General features: G+C 69.4%; 9 protein-coding genes. 4 read left to right on the forward strand and 5 right to left on the reverse strand.

The genetic code is table 11. The features are described from left to right. The first annotated feature begins 28 nt into the window (after window positions 1-28). The 3 genes from ACX9TP_RS48030 to ACX9TP_RS48040 all read left to right on the forward strand — a co-directional run bounded on the left by ACX9TP_RS48030 (window position 29) and on the right by ACX9TP_RS48040 (window position 4,984). Window positions 29-1,624, forward strand: a complete 1,596-nt coding sequence (locus tag ACX9TP_RS48030) for an LVIVD repeat-containing protein (RefSeq protein ID WP_482977460.1) — start codon at window positions 29-31, stop codon at window positions 1,622-1,624. Window positions 1,625-1,657: 33 nt separating this feature from the next. After that, on the forward strand, window positions 1,658-3,298 hold the full coding sequence (locus ACX9TP_RS48035; protein ID WP_482977461.1) for an LVIVD repeat-containing protein: 1,641 nt from the start codon (window positions 1,658-1,660) through the stop codon (window positions 3,296-3,298). Between the two features lie 90 nt (window positions 3,299-3,388). Then, window positions 3,389-4,984, forward strand: a complete 1,596-nt coding sequence (locus ACX9TP_RS48040; protein WP_482977462.1) for an LVIVD repeat-containing protein — start codon at window positions 3,389-3,391, stop codon at window positions 4,982-4,984. A 14-nt stretch (window positions 4,985-4,998) separates the two neighbouring features. Here ACX9TP_RS48040 and ACX9TP_RS48045 read toward each other — a convergent pair whose 3' ends face one another. Next, window positions 4,999-5,805: a Uma2 family endonuclease gene (locus ACX9TP_RS48045; protein ID WP_482977463.1), complete on the reverse strand. Its 807-nt coding sequence runs from the start codon at window positions 5,803-5,805 to the stop codon at window positions 4,999-5,001. Between the two features lie 360 nt (window positions 5,806-6,165). On the opposite strand from ACX9TP_RS48045, the gene ACX9TP_RS48050 reads away from it, so the two are divergent. Continuing rightward, window positions 6,166-10,203 (forward strand): tetratricopeptide repeat protein, encoded by a 4,038-nt coding sequence (locus tag ACX9TP_RS48050; RefSeq protein WP_482977464.1) that lies wholly within the window; start codon window positions 6,166-6,168, stop codon window positions 10,201-10,203. 14 nt (window positions 10,204-10,217) lie between these two features. Here ACX9TP_RS48050 and ACX9TP_RS48055 read toward each other — a convergent pair whose 3' ends face one another. From ACX9TP_RS48055 to ACX9TP_RS48070, 4 genes are read right to left on the reverse strand one after another with little or no spacing between them, the layout of a single operon-like run. After that, entirely contained in the window at window positions 10,218-12,245 is a 2,028-nt protein-coding gene (locus ACX9TP_RS48055; protein WP_482977465.1) for a response regulator, read from the reverse strand. A gap of 10 nt (window positions 12,246-12,255) precedes the next feature. Further along, window positions 12,256-14,808, reverse strand: coding sequence for an ATP-binding protein (locus tag ACX9TP_RS48060; RefSeq protein WP_482977466.1), 2,553 nt, complete (start codon window positions 14,806-14,808; stop codon window positions 12,256-12,258). Next, on the reverse strand, window positions 14,805-15,182 hold the full coding sequence (locus tag ACX9TP_RS48065) for a response regulator (RefSeq protein ID WP_482977467.1): 378 nt from the start codon (window positions 15,180-15,182) through the stop codon (window positions 14,805-14,807). Before ACX9TP_RS48065 ends, ACX9TP_RS48060 begins: the two co-directional genes overlap by 4 nt. Window positions 15,183-15,240: 58 nt before the next feature. Further along, on the reverse strand, window positions 15,241-16,461 hold the full coding sequence (locus ACX9TP_RS48070; RefSeq protein ID WP_482977468.1) for a GAF domain-containing sensor histidine kinase: 1,221 nt from the start codon (window positions 16,459-16,461) through the stop codon (window positions 15,241-15,243). Window positions 16,462-16,710: the final 249 nt, after the last annotated feature.

Below are 16,710 nucleotides of genomic sequence, written 5' to 3' on the forward strand. Positions count from 1 at the left end.
GCGCGGGCGCTACCCGGAGGAGGTGTCGATGCTGCCTGCTCGCGCCGCGTGGACGGTCCTGCTTGCGTGCGCCGCGTCCGTGCTCGGATGCAGCCCCTCCGTCGAGCAGCCCTGGGATGGAAGCTACGTAGCGCTGGAGGAGCGGGGCGACTGGGTGGACTCCGGCGCCCTCTCCCCCTGCCGGGTGCTGGAGGACGGGGCCGCGCCGTGCGGCTCGCTGGAGTCCTTCGACCTGTCGGCGTGCAAGCGCCGCTCGCTGGAAGACCTGGAGCGCCGGGGCGTGTTCCGGGCGGAGCTGCGCTACGAGCCGGGGAGCTCCCCCTCGCAGTCCCGCCTTCCGGCCGCGCCCGCCGGCTTCAAGCTGGGAGTGAATGGAGCGCCGGAGCTCGTCATGGGGGCACCGCCCGCGGCCGGCGTGTGGAACGCGCGGACGCTCTTCTTCTCCAGCCGTGACGGGGACGCCCTCTCCACCTTCGCGGGCTGCAACGCGGTGAACGAGCGCGTGCTCACCGGCTGCTACTCCCTGTGCAGGAACGGCAGGCTGGAGGCATCCGCCACCTTCCGCGCGGAGCGCATGAGCCGCTTCCAGGACGAGGATGAGTCCGGAGGCGGGCTGCGCCTCCTGGCCGAGTCCTTCGTCGACCTGGGCAGGCCCGTGGACGTGCTCGTCACGGAGGGCCATGCCTTCGTCGTCTCGGAGAGCCGGCCGGGCCGCCCCGGGGGCCTCACCGTCTTCGACGTGAGCGACCCGCGCGCGCCCGTGGCCGTGGGGCACCTGAGCCCCGAGGGGAACACGGACTGGAAGAACGCCGCGCTCCTGAGGAACACGCTCTACGTCGCCACCGCGGAGGCGGGCATCGCGGTGGTGGACATCACCGAGCCCTCACGGCCGACCCTCGTGCGCACCGTGCCGGAGGGACGCTTCCAGGTGAGCGGGGTGAGCGTGGGCGGCAACCGGCTCTACGCCACGGTGGAGGCGCCCGAGCGCGGGACGCTGGTGTTCGACGTCTCCACGCCCCACGCGCCCAGCCTGGTGGAGAACGTCACGCTGGCCGCGAGGGACATGGTGTCCGCCGGAGGGTCGACCCGGCTCTATTCGGGCCGTGGGTCCGTCGCGCATGAGGGACGCCTCTACGTGAATCAGCAGCAGGAGGGCTTCAAGGTCGCGGACATCCGGGACCCGGACCATGTGTCGCTGCTCGGGAAGTATACGTACCCGTATGGAAGCAGCGCCGCGAGCGCGGTGGGCACCTTCGCCGACCGCGCCATCGCCTTCGAGCTGGGCCTGGGCCTGGGCGCGCGGCTGCGCGTGCTGGATGTCAGCGAGCCGTCCTCCATCAAGAAGATTGGCGAGTACGGCCTGCGCCACGTCGTGTCCCCTCGCAGCCTGGAGCTGCGGGACACCCGGCTGTACGTGACGTATCACCAGGAAGGGCTGCGCGTGCTGGACGTGTCCATCCCCACCCGTGTGCGCGAGGTGGCCTGGTTCAACACGTACCGCGAGACGGACACGGGCCGGGGTGACGCGATGGAGGAAGGCGCTACCGGGCTGCATGTGCCGGGGGACGGGCACGTCTACGTGGTAGACACGGCGCGCGGGCTGCTCATCCTGGAGGAGCTGTAGCCAACAGCGCCCTTCATCCTCGAGAGAACATCCATGAAACGTTCGACCTCACGGGCGCTGCTGGTATTCGCCTTCGCCGCCACGCTCTCCGCCTGCTCCAGCAGTGAGCCGCCCCCTCCGCCTCCGCCCGAGCCGGAGGCCTTCGTCTACGACGGCCCCTGGACGCCGCTGCCGGAGGAGGGGGATTGGCAGTACCGCGGCTCCTTCGCGCCGTGCTCCGAGGCCGAAGCGGGTCGCGCCATCGTCTACTGCAATGAGACGACACCGCCCAACCCGGCGGCCTGCGACCTGGCCTCGCTCGCGGGGCTGGAGACCCAGGGCGCCATCTACCGCGCGGAGATCCGCATCGAGAGCACCCTCCAGAGAGCCTCTGGACCCGAGCCGTATTACTACCAGGAGGCGGGAGGCTTCCGGTTCGATGCCACCGGGACGCTGGTCTCTGTCAACGGGCTTCCGGCCTTCCCGGTAGACCTCGGCCAGGGCTTCTACATGGCGGGCCATACCGCCACTCAACTGGATGCCTTTACCGGCTGCAGGGCCTCCAGCCCGCGCGAGTTCACGGGCTGCTTCAGCTCCTGCATCAACGGGCAGCTGCGCCACATCGGCTCCTTCCGCGCCCAGCGCATGACGTGGCGCCCGGGCGAGGCCGAGTCCTCCGGAGGACTCCAGCTCCTCTCCGAGTCCCTCGTGAAGGTCGGTAAGCCCGTCGATGTCTTCGTCGCGAAGGACCATGCGTATGTCGTTTCGCTTGACGCGCAGTCGCGGGAAGGAGGCCTCACCGTCTTCGACGTGAGCGACCGGCGACATCCCGTGCGGAAAGAGTCCTTCAACTTTGCGGGCGACTCCTACTGGAACGGCGTCTGGGCGAAGGGCGACGCGCTCTACGTCGCCAGCAATGAATGGGGCGTGCTGGTGTTCGACATCTCCATCCCCGCCTTGCCGCGCTTCGTGCGCAACGTGCCGGGCAGCGCGAGGGACGGAGTGCACACGGTGTCCGTGGACGGAGACCGGCTCTACGCCACGGCGCTCTTCAGCAACGCCCTGCTGATGTTCGATGTCTCCTCGCCGCTGGAGCCGCGGCTCCTCACCCGCTTCAAGCCGCCCTCGGAGCCGAGGGACCCCAGCCTGGGCCCGGCGCGGAAGTCCTATCCGCACGACATGTTCGCGTACCAGGGCCGCCTCTACGTCAACTACCTCTCGGACGGCTTCGCGGTGCTGGATGTGAGCGCACCTCCGGACACGACGCTGCTGGGCCGGTACAACTACCCCTATGCCTTCAGCCACACCAACGCGGTGGGCACGTTCAACGGCCGCACGATTGCGTTCGAGGGAGGCGAGAAGACGGGTGCGCACCTGCGCGTGCTGGACGTCACCGACCCGGCGCACATCGTCAAGGTGGGGGAGTACAAGCTCCGAGACCTCACCTCCATCCACAACATGGTGCTGCAGGGCACGCGCCTGTACGTGGCCTGGTACCACGAGGGCGTGCGCGTGCTGGACGTGGCGGACCCGGCGAAGCCGCGCGAGCTGGCGTACTTCAACACCTACCGGGAGTCGGACCCGCGCCGCGAAGATGGGCTCTTCGAGGGCGCCATCGGCATCCGCGTCCCCGGGGACGGGTATGTCTACGTGGTGGACACGGCGCGCGGGCTGCTCATCTTCAAGGAGCCGTGAGGCGCTTTGCGGCGCCCGGGGTGAAGCGGGTATACCGGTGGGACTTTCGCGCGCCCACGGCCGGGGGACGCGCTTCATTGGGGGGGTACCGTGTCGAAAGCTCTGCGTGGGATGGGTGCGGCCGCGGCCGCCTGCGTGCTGGCCCTGACCGGCTGTGGTTCTTCGGACGACGAGGCTTCGAAGCCGTGGGACGGACGGTATACGGCGCTGGAGGAGCGGGGGGACTGGCTGGACACGGGCCCCTACGCGAGCTGCTCCGTCAACTTCACGGACCCGTGCACCTCCTCCGTGGAGTCCTTCAACCTGTCCTCGTGCAAGCGCTCCACGCTCGGCGCGCTGGACCGCGTGGGCATCTACCGGACCAAGCTTCGCTACGAGTTCCCCAGTGAAGACGGGCTCAGCAGCATCGGCGTCGGCGGGAGCGGGAGCCTCCGGTTCACCGCGGACGGCGCTCCCTGGAGTGTGCAGGGGTACCCGGCCGTCGACCCGCGGCTGGATGGCCAGACGTTCGTCGTCACGGGGCTCAAGCAGGGGACGGCCGGGCAGGACTCCACGCGCTATACGCTCGCGGGCTGCGAGGCGCCCACGCCGCTAGTGCTCACGGGGTGCTTCTCCTTCTGCTCCGCCGGCCGGCACCTCTACTCCGGCACCTTCCGCGCGGAGCGGATGACGTGGGGGCGCGCGGAGCGTGAGTCCGGCGGAGGGCTCAAGCCCGTCTCCGAGTCACGGGTGGAGCAGGGGTTCCCCGTGGACCTCTACGTGGCGAAGGACCACGCGTACGTGGTGTCCATCAACAGGCGCGGTACCGACGGCGGGCTCAGCGTGTTCGACGTGAGTGACAGGGCCCACCCCGTCTTCAAGACGTCCATCAGCATGCCGGGGGACAGCTACTGGAACGGGGTGTGGGCGAAGGGGGATGCGCTCTACGTCGCCAGTGCGGACACGGGCGTCGTCATGTTCGACATCTCGAATCCCGGCGCGCCCGTCTTCCTGCGCAGCCTTCCGGGCGGTCCGGCCATCGACGTGCACACGGTGCTGGTGGACGGGGACCGGCTGTATGCCATGTCACCGTCGCCCAACGCGGAGACGCTCGTCTTCGATGTGTCCTCGCCCCTGGAGCCCCGGCTGCTCGGCCGGCAGGTGCTCGGGGTTCCGGGCTATCCGCATGACTCGTTCGCCTTTGGAGGACGGCTGTATGTCAGCCATACGCAGGGTGGGTACCAGGTGGTGGACGTCAGCGACCCGACCCGCTTCAAGCGCCTGGGTGGCTACACGTTCGAGAACAGCTACGCCCACCACAGCGCGGTGGGCACCATCGCGGGCCAGACGATTGCCTTCGAGGGCGGAGAGCAGATGGGCGCCCACCTGCGCGTGCTGAAGGTGGATGACCCGGCGAACATCGTGAAGATTGGCGAGCTCAAGCTTCGCGACGTCGCATCCATCCACAACATCCTCCTCAAGGACGAGCGGCTGTACATCGCCTGGTATCACGAGGGCGTGCGCGTGCTGGACGTGTCCAACCCCACGCAGCCGCGGCTGGTGGCCCACTTCAATACGTTCCGCGATACGGACCCGAGCAGGTCCGAGGGCCTGTACGAGGGTGCCATCGGCATCCGCGTGCCGGGGGATGGGTACGTGTACGCCGTGGATACCTCGCGCGGGCTGTTCATCTTCAAGGAGCCGTAGCGCGGGCGGGGGTGTCAGCGTCGGGGGGCGGGGCGGGATTCCCGTGCCTTGAGCCGGGCCACCTCGGCCTTGAGCTGCTTCAGTTGCCGCTCCGCCACTTCGCGGCGTCGGGATTCCTCCTCGCGGCGCCGGGATTCTTCCGCCAGTCGGTGCTGCGCCTCTTCGCGGAGGCGGGCTTCCTTCTTCAGGTTGCGCACCCGCTTCTTCACGCGCTGCTGGAGCCCCTCGGCCAGCTTGTGCAGCTGGTCGATGAGCTCCGCCGACTCCGGAAGCTGGACGTTGTTCTCGTAGAAGCGCAGCCGGTCCCCCTCCGCCTGGAGTTCCAGCCCGAGCCGCTTCGAGGGCAGTCGTCCCTCCACCGGCTTGATGGGGACGTACTTCCGCGACCTGGGACCCGCCAGCCGGTAGCCCCACAGCGTCTGCCGGCCGCCGTCGTAGATGAAGTACTCCGGGATGCCCAGACGGGCATAGCGCGCCACGTTCCGCACCGCGTCCTTCTTGCGGGGGCCGCCGACGTGGACCTCGAGCACGACGTCGAGGCCCTTCCCCTCGGCGCTGACAACCCACTTGTCGCGCACGTGTGGCTCTGCATCCAACACGACCAGGAGGTCTGGCGCGAAGCGGCGCTCGTCGGGGTAGTAGACGGGCAGCTCGCAGGCCAGGTAGACGCGGCGACGCTCGCGGCCGAAGTGCCCCTTGAGCGTGTCGAGAGCGCGCACCTTGGGGAGGAAGTGCCTGTCTCCCTCCGGCGGAGACATCTCCGCGTCCGTCACCTCTCCTGGAAGGGCCGCGTACACCCGAGCCTGCTCCTCGGGCGTCATCGCGTCCCACTCAGCCTGGGAGGGAGCGCGAGGGTACTTGTCTCCGCGCTTCCCCGAATTGGGCCTCATGGGGTGAGCGTGCGGCATCCTACCCTGGAGGTCAACTGCCTGCCGTGTGACTGTCTGCCTCTCGACCTGCTCGTCCGCGACTTCCTCCGACCTTGCTTCCGCCATGCGCGCTCCCGCCCTGCTCCCGTCCTTGTGGAGCGACGAGGCAGAGCAAGAGGTGGGCCGAAGTGTGCGAGTTGGGTGACGAGTGAAGTGCGGCGGAGACCGGGCGTTCGGGTGTTTCCAACTGGAGACGGCAGTCCACGGCGAGATGGACGCCGCGCTGGGTCCTGACGTGATTGTCGGGGCTTCATGGAGGTCCGTACACTGCCGGGCATGTCAACGCATGGGGGACGCTCGCGCCGCGTCGATGTGGTCATCCTGACGGCGATTCAGCTGGAGTACGAAGCGGCGCTGCAGGTGAGCGCGGGTGCAGTCGAGGGGCGTCAGTGGGAGGAGGAGCGACGCCCGAACGGCCTCCGGGTGTCGTTCCGCTCGTTTCACGGCAAGCAGGGGGCTCGCCCGCTGCGTTTCGCGCTGGCGCTGGCGGGCGGCATGGGCGCGGTGGAAGCGACCTCCGCATTACTGCCGTTGGTCGAGGAGTACCAGCCGAGGTGCGTGGCGATGTGCGGCGTCTGCGCGGGACGCCCGGGGAAGACGAACCTGGGCGATGTCATCGCGCCTGACAGGCTGTTCTTCCACGACACGGGCAAGCGGCGCCCCGAGGGCGTGCAGCAGGACCTCACGACGTACAACCTGCGCTACGACTGGAAGGAAGACCTCAAGCACTTCGACTTCGTGACGCGCTTCAAGGACGAGCCGTGGTGGAAGAACCGCCCGGTGCCCTACGAGTGGCAGGAGAACTGGGCACTGCTGAAGCTCCATGAAGGCGTTTCGGAGCCATGGACGCTTCCGGAGTGCGAGCAGTACTGCCCGCACTGGGAGAAGGTCGTCGACGCACTCGTGAAGTCCGGCGACGTGTCCGACAGCGGGGAGCTCACCGACGAGGGACGCAAGCGGGTCAAGGCGCTCCTGTTCCGGCACAAGGGGCGCCTCCCTGACCTTTCTCCCACGGGAGAGATGTTCCCCTTCCGCGTTCATCTCGATCCCATGGGCAGCGGCAGCCAGGTCATTGAGGACGTGGCCTATTGGGGCGAAGTCACCGAGTACATGCGCAAGGCGCTGGGCCTGGAGATGGAGGCCGCCGCGGTCGGAGCGATGGCCTATACCCAGCCGCACCGGAAGCTCGATGCGTTGGTGATGAAGAGCGTGATGGACTTCGCCAACTCCGGGCGTGATGACCACTTCAAGCAGTACGCGGCCCGGGTGTCAGCCGAATGCTTGATGGCGTTTCTCCGCGAGCACTTGGACCCGGAGGTGGTCCCCGGGATTGATGACCTTCTAAGCACGGGAAGCATCGGTGAGCCTCCGGAGAGCGCTCCTCCCTCGGCGCTCCTCAATGCGCACCACGAGGTCGTACCGTTTCATGGACGAGAGCCCCTCCTCGCGGAACTCGACCAGTGGTGCGACGAGGGCCCCTCTGTCGCCGTTCGACTGCTTCATGCCGAGGGTGGGGCGGGTAAGACACGAGTAGCGATTGAGTGGATACGTCGGCGCAGGGAACTGGGGTGGGCCGCTGGCTTTCTGCCGGAGAGCGTCTCCAGAGATGCCGCCCAGGACTGGCTCGAACGGCTCTGGTCACTTGGCCTGCCGTTACTGGTGGTGATCGATTACGCGGAGAGCCACCCCAGGCTGCACGAGATGCTCTCGCGGTTGCACCAGTACGCGCAGCAGCAGGGTGCCGCCGAGCGGCGCCCGATTCGTCTACTGCTGCTTGCACGGAACAACGGCGACTGGTGGAAGTCCCTACGCGAACGGGACTCGATGCTGGCGGCATGGCTTGACTCGATGTCGGTTCGCCAGCTGCCGTCGCTCTCGAATTCTCTGGCCGACCGTGTCCTGGTGTTCCACGAAGCGGCGAAGAGGTTCGCCGAGAAGCTGAGCAAGACATACGTGCGGCGGCCCGTGGATGCGCTCCTCGGCGACGAGTGCTTCAGTCGCGTGCTCTACGTACACATGGCCGCGCTCGCGTCGGTAGAAGGATTGGCGTTCGAGCCGAACACGCTCATGGATGTCATCCTCGACCATGAGGAACACTTCTGGGAGGTGCGTGCTGGACAGGCGCACGTTGGGCACGCGGTGCAGCGCTCACTGGCCCGCCAGGTGGTCGCTGCTGCCACGCTCCGAGGGGGATTCCCGGAGAAGGAGGGGGCGGAGCTCGTGATCGGTAGGCTCCTACGACGTCCCGCGACCGAGAATGACGCAATCTTGTTGCGACTGCTCCACTGGGTCTACCAGCGCAGTGCTGGAAGTCCTGCTCTCTTCTTGCCCCCTCTGGAACCAGACCTTCTCGGCGAAGCGATGGTGCTGCGAGTCGCTTCCGCCCACCCCTCTTCTGACGAGCGAGTGCCTTCCGACTGGATAGACCGGGTCTTTCCAGCGAACGAGGGGGAGCAGGTCGTCGGCACGGGCCTTAGGGTGCTGGGGCGGGTATCCGCAGTATTGCCTGCGTTGACGCGGCCATGGATTGAACGACTCCTCGCGGGCTCGCTGCTCGACGCGCGCGCGGTGCTCTCACTGGAGGCTGCGCTGGCTGTTGGGCAGCGCACCGCCTTCTCCGTGCTGGGTGATGTTCTGGCTGACAGGCTTGAAGCAGCGGGCACCATCGAGCACGCGCGCCGGCTTGACGCAGTGGGGATTCCTTTCCCCACGGTCTCGCTTGACCGGGTTGCCGAATGGACGACCCGTATGCGTCTGCAGGTTCTTCCAAATCAGCATGACGACGAGGCAGTCGCTGAGCGCGCAGGGCTTCTTGGTAATTGGGGCACCAGGCTGCGCGCGCTCGGCCAGCGGCAGGAGGCGCTGGCAACCACCAAGGAAGCCGTGTCGCTCTACCGGAGCCTCGCGGCACGCAATCCGGACGCCTCCCAGCCTGGCCTCGCCTCCTGCCTCAACAATCTGGGCAACATGCTCAGCTCGCTGGGCCGGCGGCAGGAGGCGCTGACAGCTACCGAGGAAGCCGTGTCCATCCGCCGAGGCCTCGTGGCACGCCAACCGGACGTCTTCCAGCCCGACCTCGCCATGAGCCTCAACAACCTGGGCAGCATGCTCAGCGCGTTGGGTCGGCGGCAGGAAGCGCTGGCTGCCGCCGAGGAAGCCGTATCCATCCGCCGAGGCCTCGCGGCACGCAGCCCGAACGCCTTCCAGCCAGACCTAGCCTCGAGCCTCAACAACCTAGGCAACAGGCAGAGAGACCTGGGCCGGCGGCAGGAGGCGCTTACGGCCACTGAGGAAGCGGTTTCACTCTATCGGAGCCTCGCGGCACGCAATCCGGACGTCTTCCAGCCCAGCCTCGCCACCAGCCTCAACAACCTGGGCAGCATGCTGAGCGCGCTGGGCCGGAGGCTGGAAGCGCTGACGGCCATCGAGGAAGCCGGGGCACTCTATCGGACCCTTGCGGCACGCAGCCCGGACGCATTCCAGCCCGACCTCGCCACCAGCCTCAACAACATGGGCAGTGTACTGAGTGACCTGGGCCGGCGTCAGGAAGCGCTGACGGCCACCGAGGAAGCTGTATCCATTCGCCGAGCCCTCGTGGCGCACAGCCCGGACGCATTCCAGCCCGACCTCGCCATGAGCCTCAACAATCTGGGCAGCATGCTGAGTGCGCTGGGCTGGCACCAGGAAGCGCTGGTGGCCACCGAGGAAGCGGTTTTCATCTACCGGGGTCTCGCGGCACGCCAACCAGACGTCTTCCAGCCTGACCTCGCCAGCGGCCTCAACAATCTGGGCAACAGGCTGAGTGACCTGGGCCGGAGACAAGAGGCGCTGACGGCCGCGGAGGAAGCAGTTCCACTCTACCGGGACCTCGCGGCACGCCAACCAGACGTCTTCCAGCCTGACCTCGCCATCGGCCTCTGCAACCTGGGCAACAGGCTGAGTGCCCTGGGTCAGCGGCAGGAGGCACTGATAGCGACCGAAGAAGCCGTGTCACTTTACCGGGGCCTCGCGGCACGCAACTCGGACGCATTCCAACCCCTCCTTGCCGCGAACCTCAACAACCTGGGTTCCATTCTGAGTTCCCTGGGCAGACAGAGAGAGGCTGTTATCGCAGCAATTGAGGCCATCGAGACGCTCTGGCCATTCTTCCTGCGTTTTCCAAAGCCCTTGGAGCAGAACACCGGCCTCATGGTGGCTCACGTCAAGAAGCTCCATGAACTCCTTCAGCGCCCGATTCCTCCTGAACTCCAGGAGCGCATCGACACATTCAAGCGCCTCACAGAATCGTGAGACCTTGAAGCCCCTCACGTCTCGATGCGGTTCCGCCCGTTCGCCTTGGCGCGGTACAGCCGCGCGTCCGCGGTCTTCAACAACTCCTCCACCGTGGCCCCGTCCGTCGATGACACGGCGATGCCCCCGCTGAACGTGATGTGGAAGGACTCGCCCGCGTCGCCCTCGAACGTCATCCCCGCCAGCTCCGCCGCCGTGCGCGACAGAATCTCCTTCGCGCTCGCCGCCGTCTCTCCCAGCAGCGCCACCACGAACTCCTCTCCACCCCACCGTCCCCGCACGTCCTCGCGACGGAACCTGGCCCCCAACAGCCGCCCCAGCCGCGTCAGCACCCGGTCTCCCGCCAGGTGCCCGTACTTGTCGTTCACCTGCTTGAAGTGGTCCACGTCCAGGAAGCACAACGCCAGCGGCTTGCTCAGCCGCTGCGCCTCCGCCAGCCGCGCCCTCAACCCGTCGATGAACGGCCGCCTCAAGAGCAGCCCCGTCAGCGCATCCCGCTCCGCGCGCTCCTTCGACAGCCGCGCCCGCTCCAGCCTCGCCTGCACGCGCGCCCGCAGCTCCTCGCGCAGCACCGGCTTCGACAGGTAGTCGTCCGCCCCCGCCTGGAACGCCGCCAGCCGGAACTCCAGCCCCACGTGCGCCGTAATCAGCAGCACCGGCAGCTCCTGCCACTCCGGCGTCGAGCGCAGAATCCGGCACAAATCGAACCCGCTCGGCCCCGGCATCTGCACGTCCAGCAACAGCAGGTCCGGCCGGTGCTCCGCCAGCGCCTCCATCAGCCCGTGCGCGTCCCCCAGCCCCACCACCTCGATGTGGTCGCTCGCCAGCGCGTGCGTCAGCGCCGTAATCGCCTCCGGGTCGTCGTCCACCACCAAAACCCGCGCCCGCTCCGGACGCCGCGCCGCCACCATCCGCTCCGCCGCCGCCGTGAAGTCCTGCGACGTGAACGGTCTCGGCAGGAACAGCGACGCCCCTGCGTGCGCCGCCGCCACCCGGTCCTCCAGCGTCCCGCCCGCCCCCGTGAAGGCCAGCGGCAACATCCCCAGCCCCTCCTCCGCTCGCAGCGCGTGCGCCACCGGGATGCCGCCCAGCGGGCCGTCCAGGTGCATGTGCACCAGCACCCCGTCCACCCACTGCCGCCGCGCCACCGCGAGCGCCTCGTCCGCCGTGCGCGCCGTCAGCACCCGCACCACGTGCGCCTTCCCCAGCCGCTCCGCCTCCGCCAGCACCGCCGCGTCCCCGTCCACCACCAGCAGCACGCCCTCCGTGGGCAGCAGCGGCCCCGGCGCCTTCGCCGCGGGCGCCGGCTTCACCGACACCGCCGCCTTCGCCGCCAGCTCGCGGAAGGCCTCCTCCATCGCCCCCACGTCCAGCGCCCCACCCTCGCGCGCCGGCTTCAGCACCAGCTCCAGCCGGCCCGCCGCGCTGCTCACCTCCGCGTAGCCGTAGCTGCCCGCCGTGCCGTGCAACTTGTGGACAACCGTGTACGCCTCGTCCAACGCCTCCGTCTCCCCCGCGCGCGCCCGGCCCAGCAGCGCCTCCAGCCCGGACACCTTCTCCCGCAGCCTCGCGCCGTACTCCGCGTTGAGCGCGGCGAGGCTCGCGGCCAGGTCGTCCCCCACCACCGCCTCCACCTCCTCCAGCGCCTCGGGCGGCGGGGGCGGCGGCACGGACGCGAAGAGCTGCGCCACCCAGACGAGCAGCTCCTCCGGCCGGTACGGCTTGTGGATGATGCGCGCCACGCGCAGTTGCCGCGTGAGCAGCTCGTGGCTCTTCAGGTCCTTCCAGAAGGCCGACGCGAAGAGGATGGGCAGCTCCGGCTGCGTCTTGCGTAGCTCGCGGATGAAGTCCGCGCCCGTCATCCCCGGCAGCAGGCCATCCACAATCGCCGCGTCCACCGGCACGCGCGAGAGCACGGCCATGGCCTCGGCGGCGGTGCGCGCGGGCTCCACGCGGTAGCCCTTCTCCCGCAGGAAGGTGCACACCAGCGACTGCAAATCCTTGTCGTCCTCGAGGAACAGGAGCGTCCGAGTGCTGCTCATAAAAAACCCTTCAGACCTTTCTCGCCGCCGCCGTCACGGCATCTCGCCGCGCCAGCAGGCCGTTGAGGAGCTCGCGCACGGAGGACACCAGCTCGTCCTCCGAGGAGCGCGCCTTCGTGAGGTGCCGGGTGATTCCCAGCGTCAGTTGCCGCTGGTCCGTGCGGGACAGCTCGCGGCCCGTGAATACAATCAGCGGCGTGGTGCGCCCCTTGCCCTGGCGCAGGATGTCCACCACCTCGAAGCCGTCCAGCCTCGGCAGGCCCACGTCCAGCACGATGAGGTCCGGCGTCGTCTCGCGCGCGAGCGCCACCGCGCTCTCGCCGTCCGCCGCCTCGAAGACCTGCACGCCGCCCAGCCGCTCCAGCTGCGCGCACAGCACGCGCCGGGTGGCCGCGTCGTCATCCACCACCAGCACGCGCGCCTGACCGGGCTGCCGCATGGCGTAGCGCAGCGTCTTGAGCAGCCGCGTCTCCTCCAGCGGCTTCGCCATCCAGTCCACCCACATCGGCATGCCCACGCCCTCGCCCTCGGAGGAGCGTCCGGACAGCACCAGCACCGGCAGCTCCCGCGTGCGCGGCTGCTCGCGCAGACCCCGCACCCACTCCAGCGCCTGCCCGTCCGGCATCTGCGTGTCCACCACCAGCGCGTCCGGCAGCGACTCGTCCAGCGCCTTCGCCGCCTCCGCGAGGTTCGCGGCGCGCACCACGCGGTAGCCCTCCGCCGCCAGCAGCCCGCGCAAGAGCGTGGACAGCTCCGTGTCCGCCGTCGTCACCAGCACGTTGTGGCGGGACTCGTCGCGCGGCACCGACGCGGGCGCCGTGTGCGTCTCGGGCTTCATCGCGTCCAGCGCGAAGGTGAAGGTGGAGCCTTTGCCCTCCTCGCTCTCCACCTCGATGCGGCCGCCGTGCTGGTCCACAATCGCCTGCGAAATCGCCAGCCCCAGCCCCGTGCCTCCCTTGGAGCGCGTGTCCGAGCCGTCCAGCTGCTGGAAGCGTCCGAAGAGGCGGCTGCGCTGCTCGGGCGGAATCCCCGGCCCCTGGTCCACCACGCTGAAGCGCACCCGGCCGCCCTCCACGTCCAGCGCGCGCACCACCACCGGCGAGCCCCGGGGGGAGAACTTCACCGCGTTGGACACCAGGTTGGTCAGCACCTGGATGAGCCTGTCCCTGTCTCCGCGCACGCGCGGCGCGCCTTCGACCTCCGAGCGCAGCGTCACCCCGGCCGCGTCCGCCATGCCCTGCACGCCAGCGAGCGTGGCCTCCACCAGCTCCGCGCACTCCAGCGGCGCCAGCTTCAGCTCCAGCTTGCCGGCCTCCATCTTCTCCAAATCGAGGATGTCGTTGATGAGCCGGATGAGGCGCTCGGTGTTGGTGCGGGCGATGCGCACCATGTCCAGCGCCTGAGGGGGCAGCTCGCCCATGATGCCGCCCTCCAAAAGGCCCAGCGAGCCGCGGATGGAGGTGAGCGGCGTGCGCAGCTCGTGGCTCACGGTGGAGATGAACTCGTTCTTCATCCGCTCCACGGCCTTGCGCTCGGTGATGTCGCGCACGAAGACGGTGAAGCGCTTCGGCCCGTCCCCGGGCACGCGGGCCAGCGTCAGCTCCGCGGGGAACACGCCCCCGTCCGCGCGCAGGCACTGTGACTCCAGGCGGGTGGAGGCGCCCGCGGGTGCGTCCAGCGCGGCGGCCACGCGCTCGCGCTCTCCGGGTGGCAGCGACGCGGGCAGCGCCAGCGTCAGGAAGTCCCGGCCCACGCCCTGCCCGGACGCCAGCCGCAGGGTGCGCTCCGCGGAGGGGTTCAGCTCCAGCAGCTTCCCCTCCCCGTCCAGCAGGAGGATGCCGTCCGCCGAGGCCTCCAGAATCGCCGCCTTGCGCGCCTCGCTCGCGCTCAGCTCGGCGTTGGCCGTGGACAGCGCGGCGGTGCGCTCCTCCACCCGGCGCTCCAGCCCCTCGTTGAACGCGGCCAGCTCCGTGGTGGCGCGCGACAGCCGCACCAGCACCACCACCACGTACGCACCCAGGGCCAGCGACACCACGAAGAAGGCCACGCGCGAGCGCTCGTTGCGCCCCTGCGCCCGCTCGTAGAGCTGGAGATAGGTGGTGATGAGCCGCTCCGCCTGCACGCTGGCGGTGTGCTCCAGCAGCGCCTGCACGGCCGCGTTCGCCTCGCGCTGCGCACCCCGCGCATCCGCGTCCCGGGCGCGGGTGAGCAGGCCCTCCGCATCCCCGAGCGCACGCTGGTACGCGTCCAGCGACGCGGTGAGCGTCTGGCGGTCCTCGTCCGTCAGGAAGGAGGGGTAGTCACGCAGCGCCTCCGCGCGGGCCCGCAGCGCGGCGAAGTCCGACGCGGCCGAGCCATGCACCTCCGGCAGCCCCAGGCGCGAGCGCAGCACGTCCAGCTCCAGCTCGGCGCTGGCCACGCGCAGCTGCCGCAAGGCAGTGCGGTAGCGGTCGTTCTGCGACACCTCCCACGGGCGACCCACGATGAACAGGCCACACAGGAGCAGCAGCGCGCCCGCCGCCAGCACTACCGACCGCTTGGACAGGCGCGAGCCCCTCTTCACGCCGGCACCAGCTTGCGAATCTCGGCGGGGAGCGTCATGGGGTCGAACGGCTTGCCGATGACACCCAGGGCGCCCAGCTCCAGGTAGCGCGCCACCTCCTGCTTCTGGATTTTCGCCGTCATGAAGATGATGGGCGTGTGCGCGGTGGCCTCCTGGGCGCGCAGCCTGCCGAACGTCGTGGGCCCGTCCATGCCGGGCATCATCACGTCCAGCAGGATGAGGTCCGGCTTCTCCGCGGCGGCCTTCTCCAGCGCCTCGGCGCCGGACGCGGCCAGCACCGTCTGCCACCCGCCCACCCGGCTCAGGCTCAGGTTGCCGATGGTGCGGATGTCATCCTCGTCGTCGACGAGCATCACCTTGCGTAGCGTGGTCATGGATTCGGGCCTCGGTCCGGGGCGTGGGTCGGGGTACGGATGCGGCGGGATTCCGGATTCATTTCGCCTCCGGAGGGCACTCGGGCAGGTCGAACCAGAAGGTGGTGCCGGCGCCCGGGGCGGAGGTGAAGTCCAGCGCGCCGCCCATCCGCTCCGTCAGCGCGCGGGCGATGCTCAGCCCCAGGCCCGTGCCGCCGCGCCGCCGCGTGTCCGAGCCGTCCGCCTGGGCGAACTTCTGGAAGATGCGGGCGCGGAAGTCCTCGGGCACGCCGGGCCCCCGGTCCTCCACGCTGACGCGCAGCCGGCCGGCGTGGCGGGACAGGCGCAGGGTGACGGCCTCGCCCCGGGGGGAGAACTTGATGGCGTTGGACAGGAGGTTGGCCAGCACCTGCGCCAGCCGGTCCGCGTCCACCCGGGCCCGGGCGCCGGACGCTTCCAGCACCAGCTCCACCCGCACACCGTACTCGCCCGCGTAGCCCCGGTGGGCCTCGGCGGCGTAGTGGAGCAGCGGCGCCAGCTCCGCCACCTCCAGGTAGAGGTCCAGCTTGCCGGCCTCCACCTTGTCCAGGTCCAGGATGTCGTTGATGAGGCGGATGAGCCGCTCACTGTTCTTGTGGGCGATGTCCACCATCTCCGCCACCGGCCCGGGCAGCGGCCCGGCCACGCCGCCCGTCAGCAGCCCCAGCGAGCCGCGGATGGAGGTGAGCGGCGTGCGCAACTCATGGCTCACCGTGGAGATGAACTCGTTCTTCAGCCGCTGCTGCTCCTCCAGGGCCTGACGGGCCAGGGCCACGGTGATGGCGTCCAGCTCCAGCTCCACCCACGCCGCCAGGTCCGCGAGCGCGGCGCGCTCCGCGTCGGAAAAGTCGCGCGGCGTGGAGTCGAGGAGGCAGAGGGTGCCCACGCGGCTGCCGTCCGGGGCGCGCACCGGGTGGCCCGCGTAGAAGCGGATGAAGGGCGCGCCGACGACGAGCGGGTTGTCGTGGAAGCGCGAATCTCGCACGGCATCCGGCACCACGAAGGTGCTCGTGCCGAGGATGGCGTGGCCGCAGAAGGAGATGTCGCGCGGCGTCTCGGAGGCGTCCAGGCCGACGCGGGCCTTGAACCACTGCCGGCCCTCGTCCAGCAGCGACACCAGGGCGGTGGGCACGCGGAACAGCTTCGCCGCGGTGCGGACGATGCGGTCGAACCGCTCCTCCGACGGAGTGTCCAGCACGCAGAGGCCGCGCAGGGCCTGGAGGCGCCAGGCCTCGTCCGGGGGCAGGGAGGGAGGAATCATGGGAGGGCGCCGCAGTGCTAACCCACATGCCCGCGAATGGGGAGAGGGCGACCAGCGGCGGCCCGCTCCGAGAGGCGTCGGGCGGACGGGCAGGCGCGAATCGTACCTTCCCGTCGAACTCGCGCGGTGACTCCTGCTCCGCGAGCAGCCGGGCGTGAGGGTGGGACGCCCGGAGCCGCGCGCTCACGAATGACCCGGCATGAGGTTGCGATTGACACCCCGAGCAGGCTGACTTCACCATCCGTCACA

Source organism: Pyxidicoccus sp. M15 (genome assembly GCF_056858435.1).